Raw genomic sequence first — 16491 nt, forward strand, 5'->3', positions numbered from 1 at the left:
TCCTAGTAGCCTTAAAAGTTTATTAAAAATTAAAAGCGTATCGAAATATCGTTTTTTAGAATCAAAAAAACAATAGACAATTGTTATAGTTGGGGGAGGTGGTTGATGCCGTCTTCCGCAACAGCCCAGCACTAATTCTTGTGGAGGACGGCATACTTAGCAAATTTAATGGTAAAATATTTCTATTATTTAATTGATTTGGGGACGTTATTTTGAAGAAAAAAAGATTGATTTATGTGGATACGATTCGTGTTTTTGCCATGCTGCTAGTGGTTTTAGCCCATGCTTGTGCAAATGATTTAGCCGCTACTCCTAGAACTTTGAAGTGGGATGTGGTCAATTCAATCGTTATCGTAACTGAAATTGCCGTGCCACTGTTTTTCATGATCAGTGGAGCAATGGTTTTGAATAGTCGCAAGACTTATGATCTGAAATACTTATTTAAGCATCGCTTGGTTCGAGTAGTAGTGCCGTTTTTGGTTTGGTCAGTTGTCTCTGCCTATGTTGCACGTTGGTTGTCAGGACCAGTTGATATGAATGACTTCTTTAACACCTTGTTATTGATGTATCACAAGCCAGTCTTGATAGCTTACTGGTTTATGTATCCCTTGATTGGTTTGTATCTATTATCACCATTCTTGAAAGCAATTGCGGATAAGATCAGCGACAAGACACTGCTTTATTTATTGATTCTTTGGACAATTATTGATATCGTCTTGCCAACTTTGACGACAACCACGCCGAAAAATGTGGGGATGTACTTTAACTCGTTTGACCTCGGAAGAATCGTGGTTTCCAAGGATATCGGGTACTTCTTTATTGGCTATCGAATTTCGAAAATCGACAAGCATCATTTGAAGCTGAATTTGAACATTATTTTGCCAATTATTTTGTTAGCGATAAATATTTTAATTAGTTTCCTAGCTCTGAATAAGAATCTAAATTTTTTAAACGCCGTTTCTAACGTCAATATTCCAATCATTGCGGCGTTGATTTTCATGTTGTTCAAACGTTTTGAACCTAAGTATACGGACAACTTTTCACGCATAATTGAATTAATCGCTCCACTGACATATGGTGTCTATCTAGTCCACGGTTTAGCAATTCAAACGGTACAAAAATATTACGTCACAGCCAATTTTCTATACGTCTGGTTATTGTCAGTTGTCGCTTCATTATTGATAATCTTTGTTCTCAGCAAGATTCCATTTGTCAAAAGATTATTTACTTAGAATATTTTTTTGGGTAGTAAGGTATAATGTAATTAATATGATTTAAAGGTGGTATTACAATGCTTGAAAAAGTTAATGGAATCGTTAAAGTAACTCAAGATGATCGCTATGTTGTCTTCTTATTCGACAATTTCGAAGTGAACCGCAAAATGCTTCAAGACCGTTACGTCAAAGGTCAATCGGCTTGGTATACTGACGCTAAAGGTACTGGTGACGACGGCAAAACTTTCTATCGTATCGCTGAAGATGGCGAATGGATCGAAGCTGAATACGTCGACTTCATTCCAACTGAAGACTAATATTACAAGTTTATTAAAAATCGCAAAAATTGTTTAAAATTATCCAAATTTCTTAAGGTTTTGTTGTTCCCTTTTCCTTTAAATAGTAGTCTAGATTTAATAGACAAGGAATTGGGAGGAGACAAAGTATGAATAAAAAATGGGTTGCCTCAACTGCTTTAGCTAGTTTTTTAGCAGCTGTTGGTGTGTCTTCAAATACTTCTCCAGTAAAAGCTGCTTTTTCAGATGATGATGGAAATCAAACCGATGACCAAGATGAAAAATCACTTGCTAAAAAAGATGAAACTGTTGCTAGTGTGATGGATTCAAATGGTGCTCCAGTTGATGACGATGTAGCTGATGCGATTGAAGCCAATCAAAATGGGACAAGAAGTGTCTTGCCAGCTAATGCTATCGCTGCACTGACACAAGCTTCTAGTACTAGTGGGGTTTCGGCTACTCAACAACAAGCTTTTTTGAATAAAGTTGCTCCAATGGCTCAACAAGCAGCTTCTAAATATAACTTGTACACATCAGTAATGTTGGCACAAGCTATTTTGGAGAGTTCTTGGGGAACTTCAACTTTATCATCGCAATATAATAATTACTTTGGAATTAAAGGTAGTTATAACGGACAATATGTCACGATGAAGACGCGTGAATGGAGTGCGGAAAAGGGTTATTATTTCATTTCTGATAATTTCAGAAAATATCCAAGTGCTTATGAATCGTTCGCTGATAATGGTGACAAGCTCCGTAACGGAATTACCGGCAATAATGCTTTCTACAAGGGAACTTGGAGAGAAAATACTTCTTCCTACAAAGACGCAACAGCATGGTTACAAGGCAGGTATGCGACTTCACCAACCTACGCATCAGTATTAAATAATATTATTGAGAGCTCTAATTTGACACAATATGACGGAAAAGCCAGCACAAGTGGTACTGGTAATGAAAATGAAATTGACGGTACGCAAACGAAAATGAACGACACTGCGACCGTAGTAAATAAAAATTCAGCTACGATTTATATCAACGCCGATCCAAATAAGGTGGTAGTAAATCGAGCCCTAGCTTACAACACTGACTGGAGTGTATCTTCAAAAGTTGTGACTAAAGACGGTACGACTTATTACCAAGTGGCAACTAACGAATACGTCAAAGCTTCAGATATGAAGTTAGCTTCTGAACAAACGAATCCACCAGTGAAGATTGCTGACACGGCAATTGTCATTGATTCCAAAGGAGCAGTAGTTTACAAGACGGCTAACTTAGGAACAGCAACAAATCGAGTTCTACCATATCAATCTGCTTGGATCACGACTAAGTATGTGATTGATAATTCTGGAAACAAATTTTATTTTGTCGGCAATGACTCTTATATCAAAGCCAGTGACGTAACATTGAAATCACAACAATCAAGTGGTGATTACACCCAAGACAAAGTTGTAGCTTATCCAGATATAGTTAAGATCACAGCTAACCCCGGGGCTAAAGTGTATGATGACAAACATAATCTGTTAGCAGTAAGTTTAGCCGATTCAACTAATTGGAAAATTGATAAAAAATCGACCCACAGTGACGGCTCAACTTGGTATCGAGTAGCAACCAATCAATGGGTCAGCGCCAATGATGTAGAAGTTAAAGGTTCAAATTATGTAACCAGCGTCGACGGAATGGCTAAGATCAATTACATCCCAGGATACGGAGTTAACGTCTACAACAGCCCGGCAGCCAATAACAAGTTCACCGGAACCAGATTAGCCGACGGAACAACTTGGCGAGTTACATCGAAACAAATCGTCGATGGACAAACTTGGTATAAAGTGAATGCCGGTTGGGTTAATGGGAAGTATTGTATCTTTCATGAAAATTAGAGCGTGGAGCAGGCCTGCTTAGGACTTGGCGGATAGCCTAGCTTCACGAATTGCCCGCGCTCTTTGCGGGCGATTTGGGAAGCGTAGCTATCTGTCCAAGTCCTGGCCTGCGGAACGCGTTTTAGCTATATCGCCAGAAACCATGGTTATTCAGAATAGAACTAAAACAATAACCAAACAGAACCATGGTTATTAAATAAGTAACAAAACAAATCCCAAAAATAGACCTAGAAAATCTCCAACCAAGAGATTTCCAAGGTCTATTTTTATTGACTCAAAAAAAATAAAAAATCGACATTAAACTATATCTTAGAACACACGTTCTTGATATAGTAGGTACACACTCAGTTAGAGTGAATCTATAGATCGAGGGTTTTAATATGAGTTTTTTCGAAAAAACAATCGAAAACTTGAACAAACATTTGAAATCAAGAGTACTTAAAAATTTTGAACCAAATAATCAAATTATTGCACTACTTGATATTTCGAATTTAGATATCCCCGGAAATTCATTCATAATCAGCGTCACTAACGGAGTTTATACAGATATTCGTACTACTAAGCAACTCATGAATCAAATGTATCAATCGGATGGAGTGGGATTTGAAATTTCTAAATTTCTTTACCCCAAGTTTAAATTGAAACAACACTTACCATACGTGAATGGACGCGTTGCCTATATGCCAATGACAGGAGGAAGCCGTCAGAACACGGATTGGATTGGTTTACATTTCATTGAAGATTTTGAAATTTTTGATAAAAAGATTCACTTTATAACTACATTAGATAACAAAATCGTGTTAGATTTTCCGCGAGGCAAAATTGAAGAAAGATTGCACGACATTGATATTGTGAGGCAAGCTCATTTGAAAATTTTAGAGCTAAAGAGCAAGTCATGGGCTGCCTATTTGATATATCAAAAAGATAAGCTTATGAAACTTTTTGATAATTGTTCTTGTGCAAGACACCAAAAGTTAAGAGAAATAGCAAATCTACAATCTTTGAATGATTCGCACATGGATTTTCTGTTCTCAAATATCGGCATCGAAGGCCCAGTCAAAGAAGCCACCAAACAGCATTACAAATATAACTACCAAAGAATTAAAAAATTATTTTAGTCACCATAATGAAAAAAGCATCCAGTTTACTGGGTGCTTTTTTGTTTTATCGCCTAGAAATGCACTAAACTAGGTGGTTTTAGCAACTAATAAAAATTTGTGATTTCAATTATTCTATGTCTACCACAAGCGCTTGTGAGTAAAAAGGAGAACTCACAAATATGGAAATAGAAATCACGCAAGGTTTTGAAGACGCTCTAAAGAATCAAAAATTAATTCATGGTGTACTAAAACGAGTGCACATTTATCCGACCCGCTTCGACTACGAGGATTATTTTCAAGAAGCGATGATTATTTATGCGCAAACTTATTTGAAATATCGTCAAAAAGATCAAGATTTAGAAAAGTTTAAACCATACGTTTTTCAAAAACTCGTTTGGCGAATGACCGACATGTTGCGGCAAGAGAAAAGTTATTATGATTTTAATAAGTTAGACGAATTTGATTTCAAAAGTGTTCCGCAAGGCGTTATATTAGAGTCATTGGAGTTCATCAACTTGACGGAATTAAATCGGCTCGAAAGAGAAATATTGCAAGAACATTTCATTAATGAGATACCGTTGGTGAAAATGGCTGAGCAAGAAAATTGTACGCCACGTAACTTGAGATACCATCGTGACAAGCTTTTGCAAAAATTGCGTCGAATGAAAGCCGAATGAATTTTACCATCTGTTTACAGATTTGTTACTTTTCTCAAAAAGGGGAAAAAAGTTGTTATAATTTATTAGTTAAGGAAATTAACGTGGGAAGGGAATTATATATTATGGTCTCGAAGAAAAAATTCATTACGAGTTTAGCTACTTCAGCTGCTCTTGCTAGTGTCGGTTTCGCAACTGTCGGACAAGTAGTTCCACAATTTGGAAGTAACGTTCAAGAGGCAGAAGCTGCCACTTCAGCAATTAACGATTATATTAATGCAAATAACATTCAACCAGTTTCAATTCAATATCGTACTGGTACATTTAACAAATATTTCGGTTATGAAAATGGTGTCGGTAAACCAGAAGGGGTCGTAATTCACGAAACTGCTACACCAGGTGCTACTGCCGAAGATGAAGTTTCATACTTCAGTTGGTCATGGCCTACAACACAGACTTATGTTCATGCTTTTGTTGATGATAAAGAAATTTTAAATATTCACAGTGCCGATTATGGTGTTTGGGGTGCTGGTCCAACTGCTAACAGCAAGTACATCCAAGTTGAGTTGTGTCGTGTAAGCACAAAGGATCAATTTGCTCGTTCAGTTGCTAACCAAGCTTACTATACAGCTTACAGATTGGTACAATATGGCTTGCCATTCACACCTGGTAAGACAGTACTTTCACATAATGACGTTTCAAGAATGTATGGTGAAACAAACCATACTGATCCAGTTGGTTACTTTGCTGCCTGGGGTTACAGCATGGATCAATTCTATGACTTAGTTGGTAAATACTACAATCAATTGACAAGTGGTTCAAGTACTAATGGTGGTAGTGAAAATACTAATAACAACAATAACTCAGGTGCTACAACTACTAAGGGAATTATCACAGTTAATGCCCCTAATAGATATGCCGTTCCTTTATATCAATTAGGTAACGATGGCAAGATGACTATGATCACTAACCGTGCTTTAGCTAATAAGACTGATTGGCAAACTGATCAGACTAAAGATGTTGATGGAACAACTTATCGTCGTGTTGCTACTAACGAATGGGTTCAACAAAGTTACGTTACTGCAGATAAATAAAAATTAATAACTAATTATTACAAAAGACACGCTGTCAAGCGTGCCTTTTTTTGCTATGATATTTTCTAAAAGAGGAAATTGGAAGTTGTATAATTGTTATCAGAAAGGCATTGTGTGAAAACATGGTTAAAAAATTTTGGGCAGTTTGCGGCGTTTTGTGTCTTTTTCTCGTACTTTTAGGTTGTAAGCCAAAAGAAACTAGTAAAATCGTTTCTAATGATAAGACCTGGTATCTCTATCAGGATCAAGGAGAAAACGATACTATTTCAATCAAATTTTTAAAAAATCAGCGAGCAAGAATCAAAGATGTGTCAACTATCAATGGAAAAGTGGGAATTGATCGGTTTGATGCACAGTCGAATAATCCTAAGTATGAGTTGGATCGTGACGGTAAAACAATCATCTTTGATACAGCCGACAAGAAGATGACTCTGAAATTGCTGAAGACGTATCACGAAAATGTCTACGGTAAGCATATGAAGGGGTATTCGGTCGAGTATAACGGCGCTACGTATAAGTTTGCTTACATTACTAAGACCGATAAAGCTACTAATACTAGTAAAATTCAAAAAGACACTTCGCAAAAAATCGCCTACGATCAATTGTTTGATCACATCATCAATATCGATGCCCACGCCGATCCGTTGGTTGCTAACAATAGTATGATTGGCAATTACAATTTTCAAACGATCATTGATTATCGGCGGACTGATGGGAATTTAACGATCAATCAAAATGGCACTTATCAGATGACTTTGACAGAACACTCTGCCCAAAAATTGTCCGAGGAAACTGACAGTAAGGTCGTTATGACGACGATTGTCGAAAATGGGTACGTGCAGAATCTTTATGGCAAAGTTTATCTGACACCGAAGAACCAAGTGACGATCGATTATTACTATCACGGTCAAAATACCGATCGACTTTTGCCACAGAGTGTGAACTTGAAAGTAAATTCCAAATCGACAGGGAATCAAATTAAACGTGCAAAGATTCGGATTGAGAGTCACGCCAACCAAATGTACTTGTACTGCAGCGATTACACAGTTCGCCTGCAAGATGGCCAAAGTAACAAGAATGGTAATCTTTTGACTAAATCAGACGAGCAACAAACTAGTTTGCGGGATGCAATTACTCAGACAAAAGAATATTATGATAAGTATAAAGAGAATCCGTTATCATCAAATGCTGATTTGATGCAATTAGTTGGGGCCATATCGGATAACCACAATAAAAAAGTTGGCAATCTAGGAGTCAACTTTGGTGAAAAATATGGAACTAATTTGCAGCCAACGGATTATCAAGGGATTAGTGTAAATGGTGATAAGCAACCACTGATGCAATATATGTTTTTAGTTTCGCCTTCAGCTTATTCGGAAAATGGGCCAGCCGTGACAACGACTCGAGGTAAATTTTTGATTTACGGTTCATTAGATAATAAGTTGTTTCTCTTGAAACAACCAGATAAAGATTCAACGACCGTAACTTGGACATTAGTGAAGGACTTTGAATTGAAAGTTCCTAAGTTGATCTTCAGCTTAAACTAAGTGGAGGGGAATATGAATTTAATTTTAATGATTGCTGTAACGGCAATCGAGATTGTAATTGTCTACAAAATCAGATATGCGTATAGTCGCATGCCTCTTTTTGCAATCGTTTTGACAGCGATTACAATCGGCGCTTTTTACGTGATTGCTAAGATATCAGTAGGTAAATATTTAAGAGCCTATACTTTCAATCTAGCGACAGTTAATTTGATTCTTTTGATAATCATGCTGTGCTACATGTATCAGATGAAACGAGATTTAAAAAATTTACCAGCTGTAAAACAACCGGATTTCTTAATTGTTTTGGGAAATAAGTGTCTCAGTTCACACGTTCCACCAATTTTAAGCGAACGTTTGGACAAGGCTTTTTCACTGTATCAAAGTTTTGAAACTAAACCGGTGATTATTGTCAGTGGCGGTAAGAGTATGGCTTATTCAGAAAAAACCGAAGCTGAGATGATGCGTGAGTACTTACTCGACCGTGGTATTCCAGATGAAAAAATCGTTCAGGAAACTGAATCGATCAATACAGTTCAAAATTTAGAATATTCGGCAATTATTGTTCATCGGCTTTGGCAGAAAGCATCACATCCAAAAGCAATCGTTGTGACAAGTGATTATCATATTCCTAGAGCTAAATGGCACGCTCAAAAATTAGGCTTAAAAGTCCAATTTTCAGCGGCTAGAACCGTTCAGATGTTACGTTGGCCCGCCATGTTTAGAGAGTTCACGGCGATAGTCTGGTATCATCGCTATTCGTTAATAACACTGTTGGGAATGGATTTTGTTTTCTCAGTAAGTATGTGTATGTGAGGAGTTTTTTATGAGTCTGTATGATAAGTTTGTTGATAACAAACGTTTGAGAAGGTTTACCTTGTTAGTTGTAGTCATCGCTTTGATTTACTTGTTTCGGTCGATGATGAGTATGTTTTTACTAACCTTTATCTTTACATTTTTATCAGTTCAATTAGTGCGAGCTATTCAAAGAAAAATTCCGAAGATTAAGCCGGTTTGGATAATCGCACCAGTTTATCTGGTGATTATTGCTTTACTAGTATTCGTAGTTGCCAATTATGTACCTCAATTAGTCAATCAAACAGCTAAAATGTTTTCTTCGCTGCAACAATTTTATGAACATGAGGATGTCAGCGAGAGTCCTTATTTGCAGATAATTTATAATTACTTGCAACAGATCAATTTAGATAACCAAATCAAAGTCGCCATTGGCCAAGTTGTCAATTATATTGGTAGTGTTGGGGCTGTTGGTTTCAATATCGTTATTTCATTTCTACTGAGTTTCTTTTACTCGAGTCAAGTTGAGCAAATGAATTCTTTTGGTCGTCAATTTTTGGACAGTAAATACGGTTGGGTGTTTTCTGATTTGAAGTATTATGGACAAAAATTTGTCAATACTTTTGGAGTTGTCTTGGAAGCACAACTTTTGATTGCTATCGTCAACACTGTTTTAACGACAATCACGTTACTCTTTATGAAGATGCCGGGAATTATTGCCTTAGCGGTGATGGTCTTTATCTTGTCGCTGATTCCGGTGGCCGGAGTAATCATTTCGATGGTGCCGCTTAGTTTTGTTGCTTATACGGTTGGTGGTATCCGTTATGTCATCTACATTATTGTGATGATCATAGTGATTCATTTGATTGAAACTTACTTCTTGAATCCGCAATTCATGTCGAGCATGACGCATTTACCAATCTTCTTTACCTTTGTTGTTCTAATTGTTTCTGAAGAATTGATTGGAACTTGGGGCTTGATCATTGGTATACCAATTTTTGTTTTCTTCTTGGATATTTTAGGTGTGCATTCAATCACCAAGAACTCCAAAAAGAAGAGAATAAAATTAAAGAAATCGTTATAATTGAGTTTAAATTGGACTTGTCATATATAATGAAGATAATTAACTGACGTAGATGGGAGATTAAGTGTATGTCATTTTTTGATAGAAAAAAGAAAGACAACGATGGTAATTATTCTGATCTAAATAACTCTTCATATCAAAATCCACAACCAGACCAAAATAATTTTGATCCTAGTCAAAGCCAATTCAATGACCCAATGAGTTCGGGGACTCAATTTAATCAAAACGATTTTAATAATGGTAATGGCACCAATTATTATTTTGACCAACAGCAGCCACAACCCCAACCAATGCCACAAAATCAAAATGTTGATGATTGGCAATATACTGAACAAAATTTGCAGGATACTTTGAATCAAAGTGCTGATTTGAAGTCACAATTGCGCAGTCAGTTATTGGCAGATCGCAGCTATTGCAATCATATTTTGCGGACGGTTGGCAGCGACCAAGTTGATCAAAGAAAACAAGCCAGTGATCGAATCACAGAAATCAACGCTTCACTAAAAGATTGGTTTGGCACATCCGATATGGCCAATGAAGTCTATCTGGACCCTAATAGTGAGTACTTCGTCTTCGTGGATGATTTGCCTGCTAATCCAGACAGCGCCACTAGTTCAATGTGGCAACAGATCACAAGGACTATGGCTGAACGAAATCTCTTGATCAACGCTATTTCCGTGACATATAACGACCGCTCCGATGCAACCTGGATGAATTATCAGAATGCCGGCTTCGTTGACGGTAATGCGTATTTATTAAATATGTACAATGAATTGCAAGGTCGTAACTTGAATGTTCCTGTCACGCCAGCTGAAATTCCATTCGACCCAAATTACCGTGTGCAGCACATGTCTGACAAGGTCGATAAAATTTTAGATGCTAAAGATAATTTAGTGATGGAAGTATCTCGAGATGATAATCATCAACTTCAAGTCATTCGCCATTACAAAGACGGCCAAGTTTTGAGTCGTGATATTTTTGATGTCAACGGAGTTATTTCAGCGACTCAATTCTATGACCATAAAAATGCCAATAAAGTAGTGCGTGAAAACTTTTATCGTCAAAACGGGACACTAGTTTTGATAAAGAGTTACACGGGCGATGAGCCTTATATTCAGCTCTTTAGCGAAGGCAACGTCTTGATCAGTACATTTGACAGTGATGAAGATCTAATCGTCTGGTGGCTCAAAAATCAAGCTCTCAAGCAAGGTAATGCTACGATCTTTGTTTCTATCGGCTCAGAATTTTATCAAAAATTATTAGATTTGAGAGATAGTGGTATCGAAGTGATTCCAATCGTGATGAAGCAGAGTGAAAATGCGGATGCCATTTCCAATTTGCTAGAAGGCACAGATAAAGTTTCAGCAGTCTTAGCCGGAACTGATCAAGTGAATACTTACTTGAATAAGAACGCCAAATCTAAATTGGATATCACAACTTTAAAAGAAATCGACACACCGATTTATAAACAATAATGTAAAAAATAGCAGCTATTCATAATGAACGTAAGGATATCGTGTAAATAATCCAATCCGTTTTTTGAATAGGGGCTATTTTTGTCTTTTGGGTGTCACTCTCTTTTTTTTATTGCCAATATCGTGTAAAATGGAGATTGTTAATGAAATGAAAAGAGGATCATATAAATGGCAAAATTAGTTTTCATTCGTCACGGACAAAGTGAATGGAATTTATCAAACCAATTTACTGGCTGGGTTGACGTTGACCTTAGTGAAGAAGGTGTAAAGCAAGCTCAAAATGCTGGTAAACTTCTTAAGAAATCTGGCATCCAATTTGACCAAGCTTACACATCAGTATTGACACGTGCTATCAAGACATTGCACTACGCACTTGAAGGCTGTGATCAACTATGGATTCCTGAAACAAAGACATGGAGACTTAACGAACGTCACTATGGCGCACTTCAAGGTCTAAACAAGAAAGAAACAGCTGAAAAATACGGTGATGAACAAGTTCATATCTGGAGACGTTCATACGATACATTACCTCCACTATTGAAAGAAACTGATGAAGGTTCAGCAGCTAACGATCGTCGTTACGCAAACCTTGACCCAAGAATTATTCCTGGTGGTGAAAACCTTAAAGTTACTTTGGAACGTGTAATTCCATTCTGGGAAGACGAAATTGCTCCTAAGCTATTAGACGGCAAGAACGTAATCATCGCTGCCCATGGTAACTCACTACGTGCTTTGACTAAGTACATCGAAAACATCTCTGATGCTGACATCATGAATGTTGAAATGGCAACTGGTGAACCAGTTGTCTATGACTTGGACAACAAGTTGAACGTTGTAAGTAAAGAAAAGCTTAACTAATTTTTGATTAGTTGAATATAAAGATACGGCCATATTTCATATGTGACTGTATCTTTTTTTTGCCTTTTTTAGGACGCTACGTTTTCGCTATTTCTTCGTAATTTATATTATAAGCATCAAAGTGTAAAAATGAGTATTGATGTGTATAATAAATGTGAGAGGAATAATTCTTATGCCCATGAAGCCCAGAGAATTAGTTAGAATCTTGAAACGAAATGGCTTTATTGAAAAATCACAACAAGGTTTACATTTGAAAATGTATAATCCTTTAACTAAAGTAACTATTCCAATTCCTATTCATGCACGAGAAATAAAAAAAGGAATTGAACATGCTATTTTAAAGAAAGCAGGGTTAGAATAATTCTTTTAAAGGAGAAAAATATGTCAGCAGGAAGAAAAAATTTAATTTACCCAGTTATTTTGCATCCCGAAGATCAAGGATATAGTGTTGAGATTCCTGATATTGATAAAGGTACTTGGACTCAAGGTGAAACGATGAAAGACGCTTTGTTGATGGCCCAAGATGCAATTGGCATAATGTTAGAAGATAAAACTGAATATCCACAAGCTACTAAAATTGAGGATATTAAAGTAAAAGGTGAAGATATAAAAACAGTCGTTTACATTGATATGGAAGAGTATCGGCGTAATAATCCCAAAACTGTTCGTAAGAATGTTACCGTTCCGGAATATTTAGTCGTTTTGGGAAAGAAGCAGAATTTAAATTTTTCAGCTATTTTGACTGAAGCTTTGAAGAATAAATTGGAAATTTAAGTAGAATTCCTTTATTGCAAAATATTGGTTTATAGTTGTTGACGTGTTATAATTTATATGCAAAAAAGGAACTCCACATAAAACACACCTCCAATCTGATACCAGACTGGTAAGGAAACATGTATAGTTTATCAAATTGGCATTTTTGAATGGTCTAATATCACTAACTAAATATAAATATTATTTAAATTTATGATAATTAATTACTTAATAATGAATTTATAAAAAAACACATCATTTTCGATGTGCTTTTTTAGTGGCTGTTCGTCAAATTAAGTTGATGGCAGTTTACATAAGCAGTTAGACCATAATTGGTCTAGCTGTTTTTTTATTTGGCAGGTCTTCGCGGATTATGAGTTGATGAGATCATTTCGTACCAATTTGCTTTGGATTTGAGAGACTAAATTTTTGAATACTGTCAATCTTGTGTACAATGGTAACGAGAGGGGGTAATTCTTATGGCAATGAAACCCCAGAAAATCGTTAAAATATTACGACAACATGGTTTTGTTAAGAAGTCACAGAATGGATCACATTTGAAAATGTATAATCCAACGACGAATGTGACTTTGCCAGTTCCAATTCATCATGATAAAGAATTGGAACATGGAATTGAAAGTAAAATATTGAAACAAGCGGGTATCAAAGTAACGGATATCTAAATAAAGCTATGCAATGAGTTGTTCGAATACAAATCATTACATAGCTTTATTTTTGTGGAAGCGTTTATCGTGGTTGCTTGAATTAAGTTAAGAGGTCTAATATTAGAAGTGTATTTTTTTAAGAAGGTATTTTCATGAAAAGTAAACACAATATTTTAACTTTGTTTGCGACCAGTTTCATGTCATTTATGCAATTGCTGGATGCCAGTATTGTTAACGTCGCAATTCCAAGTTTAACTAAAGATTTAAACGTGCCGATGAATCGAGCCGAGTGGATCGTGTCAGTTTATCTGATTATGATCTGTATGCTATTGCTATTTTGGGGTCGAATGGCGGATCAAATCGGCTATATCAAAATTTTCCAAACTGGGACAATTTTCTTTACGATCGGTTCATTGATCTGTGCCATGAGTCCGTCGTTATATATCTTGTTGATTGGACGAATTGTTCAAGGTTTGGGTGCCAGCATGAGTATGGCAACTAATATCGGTATTATCGCGATGATTTTTCCAATGAGTCAGCGTGGTCGGGCGTATGGAATCAATAGTATCATCGCTCAACTCGGCAATATTTCCGGACCTGGTCTAGGTGGTTTAGTCTTGAGTGTCTTGTCGTGGCATTGGATTTTCATCATCAACATTCCAATTGGTATTATCGTCTATATTTACGGCAGATTCATGTTTCCAAAAGAAAATCGCAAGGTCGATAAAATTTCGTATGACTGGCTGGGACTGATTACTTACTCAATCGCAATCGCCACATTTTTCGTCAGTATCTTCTTAGGTCAAGATATTGGCTTTGGAAAAGTCAGCGTTTTGTCCACTTTTGCCGTCAGTCTGGTCTTTTGGTTCATCTTCTTCTATGTCGAAAAACGTCTTGCAGAACCATTAATAAATTTAAAGATTTTCAAAATATCACGTTTGACGTTAAGTTTAGTCAGTGCGTTGATAGTATTTTCTGTCGGTTATTACGCCAACGTTATCATGCCGTTTTACTTAACTAATTTCAGAGCGTTAAGTACCTCATTGACTGGTTTGATCATGATGGCAATTCCATTTGCCAATGTGATTGCTGCCCCAATTGCAGGTTATTTCACCGATAAATATAATGCTGCAAGCGTGTCGATCTTTAATTTGTTCGTCTATGCAATTCCAATCGTCTTTTTGATGTTTGTCTCAGGAAAGGAAAACCTCTACCTATTTACCTTTATGCTACTGTTCTTAGGAGTTGGTAATGGTGGTTTTCAAAATAATCCGATGATAATGGGATATGCTCCAGCTGAATATCAAGGAATCGCCGGTAGTTTGGCTGCCTTGTTTAGAAATTTAGGTATGGGTATCGGTGTCAGTTTAGCAACGACGAGTCTTTATTCAGGGATGAGTTTTAGAGCCGGTAAACAGATTGCTTATTATCCAAGTCACAATCCGAGTTGGTTCTTGAGTGGGATGCACTTTGCCTATTTGACAGCACTATTGTTATTGATTGCAGCGATTGTTTTAGTTTATTCGATTCATCGACTTGATAAAAAAGCGTGATTGCCATTTGGTAAATAATCGAATAAATTTTGATTACAATTGTCTTGTTCCGGAGTCTTTCTAGTATAATTAAGTCGACAGTTAATAGAAAAATTGGACTAGGAAAGGCGGTATTGGAATGGAAGCAATTTATAATTTTCGAGAAACTGAGATGAATGGCGGAATTATTGATTTCAGAGATTATCAGGGCAAGGTACTTTTGATCGTCAATACCGCTAGTAAATGTGGTCTGGCTCCGCAATTAGAGGCCATTGAGAAGTTATATAACAAATATCGTACGCGTGGTCTAGAAGTTTTGGGATTACCGTCAAATCAATTTCATCAAGAATTGGCTAGTGATGAAGCAACCAGTGATTTTTGTCAGATGCATTACGGTGTGACTTTTCCCATGACCAGACAAGTTGTGCTAAATGGTCTAGGTGAAGATCCATTGTTTACCTATTTAAAGGATCAGTCAGGCAAAGGCAGAATCAAGTGGAATTTCACAAAATTCTTGATCGACAAAAATGGTGGTCTAGTAAAAAGATTTGCTCCAATCACTAAACCTGAAAAAATGGAATCGTTTATTATTGAAGAGTTGAAAAAATAAAAAAGAACTTCAGCAATTGTTATATTGTTGAAGTTCTTTTTGTGAGGTGGGTGTAGTATGCCGTCCTCCATAGCAAAGAAAATTTGGCTGGAACGATGTGGTCAAGACTTGAAACTACTGCAAAGGGCGCGGCATTTCCAAGCTCGGCCTTTTTGTAAATGCTAAAGCATTAACAAAAATTTCACATCTGAGTCAATTTTCTTCGCTATTCCGGACTGAATTTCACACTTATTTTTTATTTGCTTTCCATTTATTTAAGAATGATAACTCTATTCTGATTAGTATTTTTCTAAAAATTAACTTTGTCAAAATATAGAATTACAGCCACTCAAATAAAGGAGTCACACTAACAAAAATTCATTTCTGTTCCTTAGTAAAATCCAACATATACTGTGCAGCTTCTTCCATACTCTTAAAATTATGCTTAAGTTGTATTTCTTTGAGTTTCTTTTTTGCTTGACTGCTTAATTTATCAACATCTATTTTCTTATTGTTTTTATCCATAATTCACCTTCAATTTGCAGTTTACCGTAAGAGAGAATTTTTTGACAGTAATTGACTTTGCGAAATAGAAAAAGAGGTCTATAATTGAAAGATGGTTATTCATTTTCTGTAAAAATATATTAGTTATGCGAAGTAAGGCGGACACAAAGTGGAAGTCTTATTTTTTATACTTGGGGAAGAAGTCAGGCTATGAGTCGTAATCGTAAAATTTTAGTTACCTTCGCCTTAGTTTTGTCAAATATGATGGCAGGCTTGGACGCTACAATTATTAATACAGCTTTACCGGCAATCATCAGTGATCTGCACGGAATTCAATGAAGCTAGGCGTGAATCCTTCGAATTCATTCGTGGGAGGTAAGCCCTCTTTTTATTATTAATTATTTGTTTTTTGATATTGAACTTCTTATATCACACCCTTATCACGGGATTTCGAA

Annotated in this window: 18 protein-coding genes; 17 read left to right on the top strand and 1 reads right to left on the bottom strand. The window is 36.4% G+C overall.

Features of this window, described 5'->3' with window-relative positions; genetic code table 11:
* Positions 1–212 precede the first annotated feature (212 nt).
* The 16 genes from U8521_RS04820 to U8521_RS04895 all read left to right on the top strand — a co-directional run bounded on the left by U8521_RS04820 (position 213) and on the right by U8521_RS04895 (position 15553).
* A complete protein-coding gene (locus U8521_RS04820; protein WP_334352028.1) occupies positions 213–1232 on the top strand; it encodes an acyltransferase in 1020 nt (339 codons plus the stop codon).
* Between the two features lie 59 nt (positions 1233–1291).
* Positions 1292–1531, top strand: a complete 240-nt coding sequence (locus tag U8521_RS04825) for a hypothetical protein (protein ID WP_135373456.1) — start codon at positions 1292–1294, stop codon at positions 1529–1531.
* A gap of 128 nt (positions 1532–1659) precedes the next feature.
* A complete protein-coding gene (locus tag U8521_RS04830; protein ID WP_334352029.1) occupies positions 1660–3387 on the top strand; it encodes a glucosaminidase domain-containing protein in 1728 nt (575 codons plus the stop codon).
* A 380-nt stretch (positions 3388–3767) separates the two neighbouring features.
* On the top strand, positions 3768–4505 hold the full coding sequence (locus tag U8521_RS04835) for a hypothetical protein (protein ID WP_334332093.1): 738 nt from the start codon (positions 3768–3770) through the stop codon (positions 4503–4505).
* A gap of 161 nt (positions 4506–4666) precedes the next feature.
* On the top strand, positions 4667–5164 hold the full coding sequence (locus U8521_RS04840; RefSeq protein ID WP_334332094.1) for a sigma-70 family RNA polymerase sigma factor: 498 nt from the start codon (positions 4667–4669) through the stop codon (positions 5162–5164).
* 104 nt (positions 5165–5268) lie between these two features.
* The gene (locus U8521_RS04845) at positions 5269–6237 is read left to right on the top strand and encodes a peptidoglycan recognition protein family protein (RefSeq protein ID WP_334352030.1); all 969 of its coding nucleotides are present in this window, start codon (positions 5269–5271) and stop codon (positions 6235–6237) included.
* A gap of 122 nt (positions 6238–6359) precedes the next feature.
* On the top strand, positions 6360–7784 hold the full coding sequence (locus U8521_RS04850; protein ID WP_334352031.1) for a hypothetical protein: 1425 nt from the start codon (positions 6360–6362) through the stop codon (positions 7782–7784).
* Between the two features lie 12 nt (positions 7785–7796).
* The gene (locus U8521_RS04855; protein ID WP_334352032.1) at positions 7797–8597 is read left to right on the top strand and encodes a YdcF family protein; all 801 of its coding nucleotides are present in this window, start codon (positions 7797–7799) and stop codon (positions 8595–8597) included.
* A 10-nt stretch (positions 8598–8607) separates the two neighbouring features.
* The gene (locus U8521_RS04860; protein ID WP_334332098.1) at positions 8608–9660 is read left to right on the top strand and encodes an AI-2E family transporter; all 1053 of its coding nucleotides are present in this window, start codon (positions 8608–8610) and stop codon (positions 9658–9660) included.
* A 68-nt stretch (positions 9661–9728) separates the two neighbouring features.
* The gene (locus U8521_RS04865) at positions 9729–11135 is read left to right on the top strand and encodes a hypothetical protein (RefSeq protein ID WP_334352033.1); all 1407 of its coding nucleotides are present in this window, start codon (positions 9729–9731) and stop codon (positions 11133–11135) included.
* Between the two features lie 168 nt (positions 11136–11303).
* A complete protein-coding gene (locus U8521_RS04870; RefSeq protein ID WP_334352034.1) occupies positions 11304–11993 on the top strand; it encodes a 2,3-diphosphoglycerate-dependent phosphoglycerate mutase in 690 nt (229 codons plus the stop codon).
* Between the two features lie 172 nt (positions 11994–12165).
* Positions 12166–12354, top strand: coding sequence for a type II toxin-antitoxin system HicA family toxin (locus tag U8521_RS04875; RefSeq protein WP_334352035.1), 189 nt, complete (start codon positions 12166–12168; stop codon positions 12352–12354).
* 20 nt (positions 12355–12374) lie between these two features.
* On the top strand, positions 12375–12767 hold the full coding sequence (locus U8521_RS04880; RefSeq protein ID WP_334352036.1) for a type II toxin-antitoxin system HicB family antitoxin: 393 nt from the start codon (positions 12375–12377) through the stop codon (positions 12765–12767).
* A gap of 458 nt (positions 12768–13225) precedes the next feature.
* Positions 13226–13429, top strand: a complete 204-nt coding sequence (locus U8521_RS04885) for a type II toxin-antitoxin system HicA family toxin (protein WP_119327141.1) — start codon at positions 13226–13228, stop codon at positions 13427–13429.
* Positions 13430–13563: 134 nt separating this feature from the next.
* Positions 13564–14964, top strand: a complete 1401-nt coding sequence (locus U8521_RS04890) for an MFS transporter (RefSeq protein ID WP_334352037.1) — start codon at positions 13564–13566, stop codon at positions 14962–14964.
* Positions 14965–15082: 118 nt separating this feature from the next.
* On the top strand, positions 15083–15553 hold the full coding sequence (locus U8521_RS04895; RefSeq protein ID WP_334332104.1) for a glutathione peroxidase: 471 nt from the start codon (positions 15083–15085) through the stop codon (positions 15551–15553).
* Between the two features lie 357 nt (positions 15554–15910).
* On the opposite strand, the gene U8521_RS04900 is transcribed toward U8521_RS04895, so the two are convergent.
* A complete protein-coding gene (locus U8521_RS04900; RefSeq protein WP_334332105.1) occupies positions 15911–16057 on the bottom strand; it encodes a hypothetical protein in 147 nt (48 codons plus the stop codon).
* 189 nt (positions 16058–16246) lie between these two features.
* Here U8521_RS04900 and U8521_RS04905 point away from each other — a divergent pair, with 189 nt between their 5' ends.
* A complete protein-coding gene (locus U8521_RS04905) occupies positions 16247–16375 on the top strand; it encodes a hypothetical protein (protein WP_334352072.1) in 129 nt (42 codons plus the stop codon).
* Positions 16376–16491: the final 116 nt, after the last annotated feature.

Origin of the sequence: Companilactobacillus miaonis, assembly GCF_036913615.1 — a bacterium.
GTDB lineage: Bacteria > Bacillota > Bacilli > Lactobacillales > Lactobacillaceae > Companilactobacillus.

Excerpts from the sequence above, each read along its gene's own strand:
- U8521_RS04825 (WP_135373456.1), top strand. The coding sequence starts at position 1,292 with ATGCTTGAAAAAGTTAATGGAATCGTTAAAGTAACTCAAGATGATCGC.
- U8521_RS04830 (WP_334352029.1), top strand. The coding sequence starts at position 1,660 with ATGAATAAAAAATGGGTTGCCTCAACTGCTTTAGCTAGTTTTTTAGCA.
- U8521_RS04835 (WP_334332093.1), top strand. The coding sequence starts at position 3,768 with ATGAGTTTTTTCGAAAAAACAATCGAAAACTTGAACAAACATTTGAAA.
- U8521_RS04840 (WP_334332094.1), top strand. The coding sequence starts at position 4,667 with ATGGAAATAGAAATCACGCAAGGTTTTGAAGACGCTCTAAAGAATCAA.
- U8521_RS04845 (WP_334352030.1), top strand. The coding sequence starts at position 5,269 with ATGGTCTCGAAGAAAAAATTCATTACGAGTTTAGCTACTTCAGCTGCT.
- U8521_RS04850 (WP_334352031.1), top strand. The coding sequence starts at position 6,360 with ATGGTTAAAAAATTTTGGGCAGTTTGCGGCGTTTTGTGTCTTTTTCTC.
- U8521_RS04855 (WP_334352032.1), top strand. The coding sequence starts at position 7,797 with ATGAATTTAATTTTAATGATTGCTGTAACGGCAATCGAGATTGTAATT.
- U8521_RS04860 (WP_334332098.1), top strand. The coding sequence starts at position 8,608 with ATGAGTCTGTATGATAAGTTTGTTGATAACAAACGTTTGAGAAGGTTT.
- U8521_RS04865 (WP_334352033.1), top strand. The coding sequence starts at position 9,729 with ATGTCATTTTTTGATAGAAAAAAGAAAGACAACGATGGTAATTATTCT.
- U8521_RS04870 (WP_334352034.1), top strand. The coding sequence starts at position 11,304 with ATGGCAAAATTAGTTTTCATTCGTCACGGACAAAGTGAATGGAATTTA.
- U8521_RS04875 (WP_334352035.1), top strand. The coding sequence starts at position 12,166 with ATGCCCATGAAGCCCAGAGAATTAGTTAGAATCTTGAAACGAAATGGC.
- U8521_RS04880 (WP_334352036.1), top strand. The coding sequence starts at position 12,375 with ATGTCAGCAGGAAGAAAAAATTTAATTTACCCAGTTATTTTGCATCCC.
- U8521_RS04885 (WP_119327141.1), top strand. The coding sequence starts at position 13,226 with ATGGCAATGAAACCCCAGAAAATCGTTAAAATATTACGACAACATGGT.
- U8521_RS04890 (WP_334352037.1), top strand. The coding sequence starts at position 13,564 with ATGAAAAGTAAACACAATATTTTAACTTTGTTTGCGACCAGTTTCATG.
- U8521_RS04895 (WP_334332104.1), top strand. The coding sequence starts at position 15,083 with ATGGAAGCAATTTATAATTTTCGAGAAACTGAGATGAATGGCGGAATT.
- U8521_RS04900 (WP_334332105.1), bottom strand. The coding sequence starts at position 16,057 with ATGGATAAAAACAATAAGAAAATAGATGTTGATAAATTAAGCAGTCAA.
- U8521_RS04905 (WP_334352072.1), top strand. The coding sequence starts at position 16,247 with ATGAGTCGTAATCGTAAAATTTTAGTTACCTTCGCCTTAGTTTTGTCA.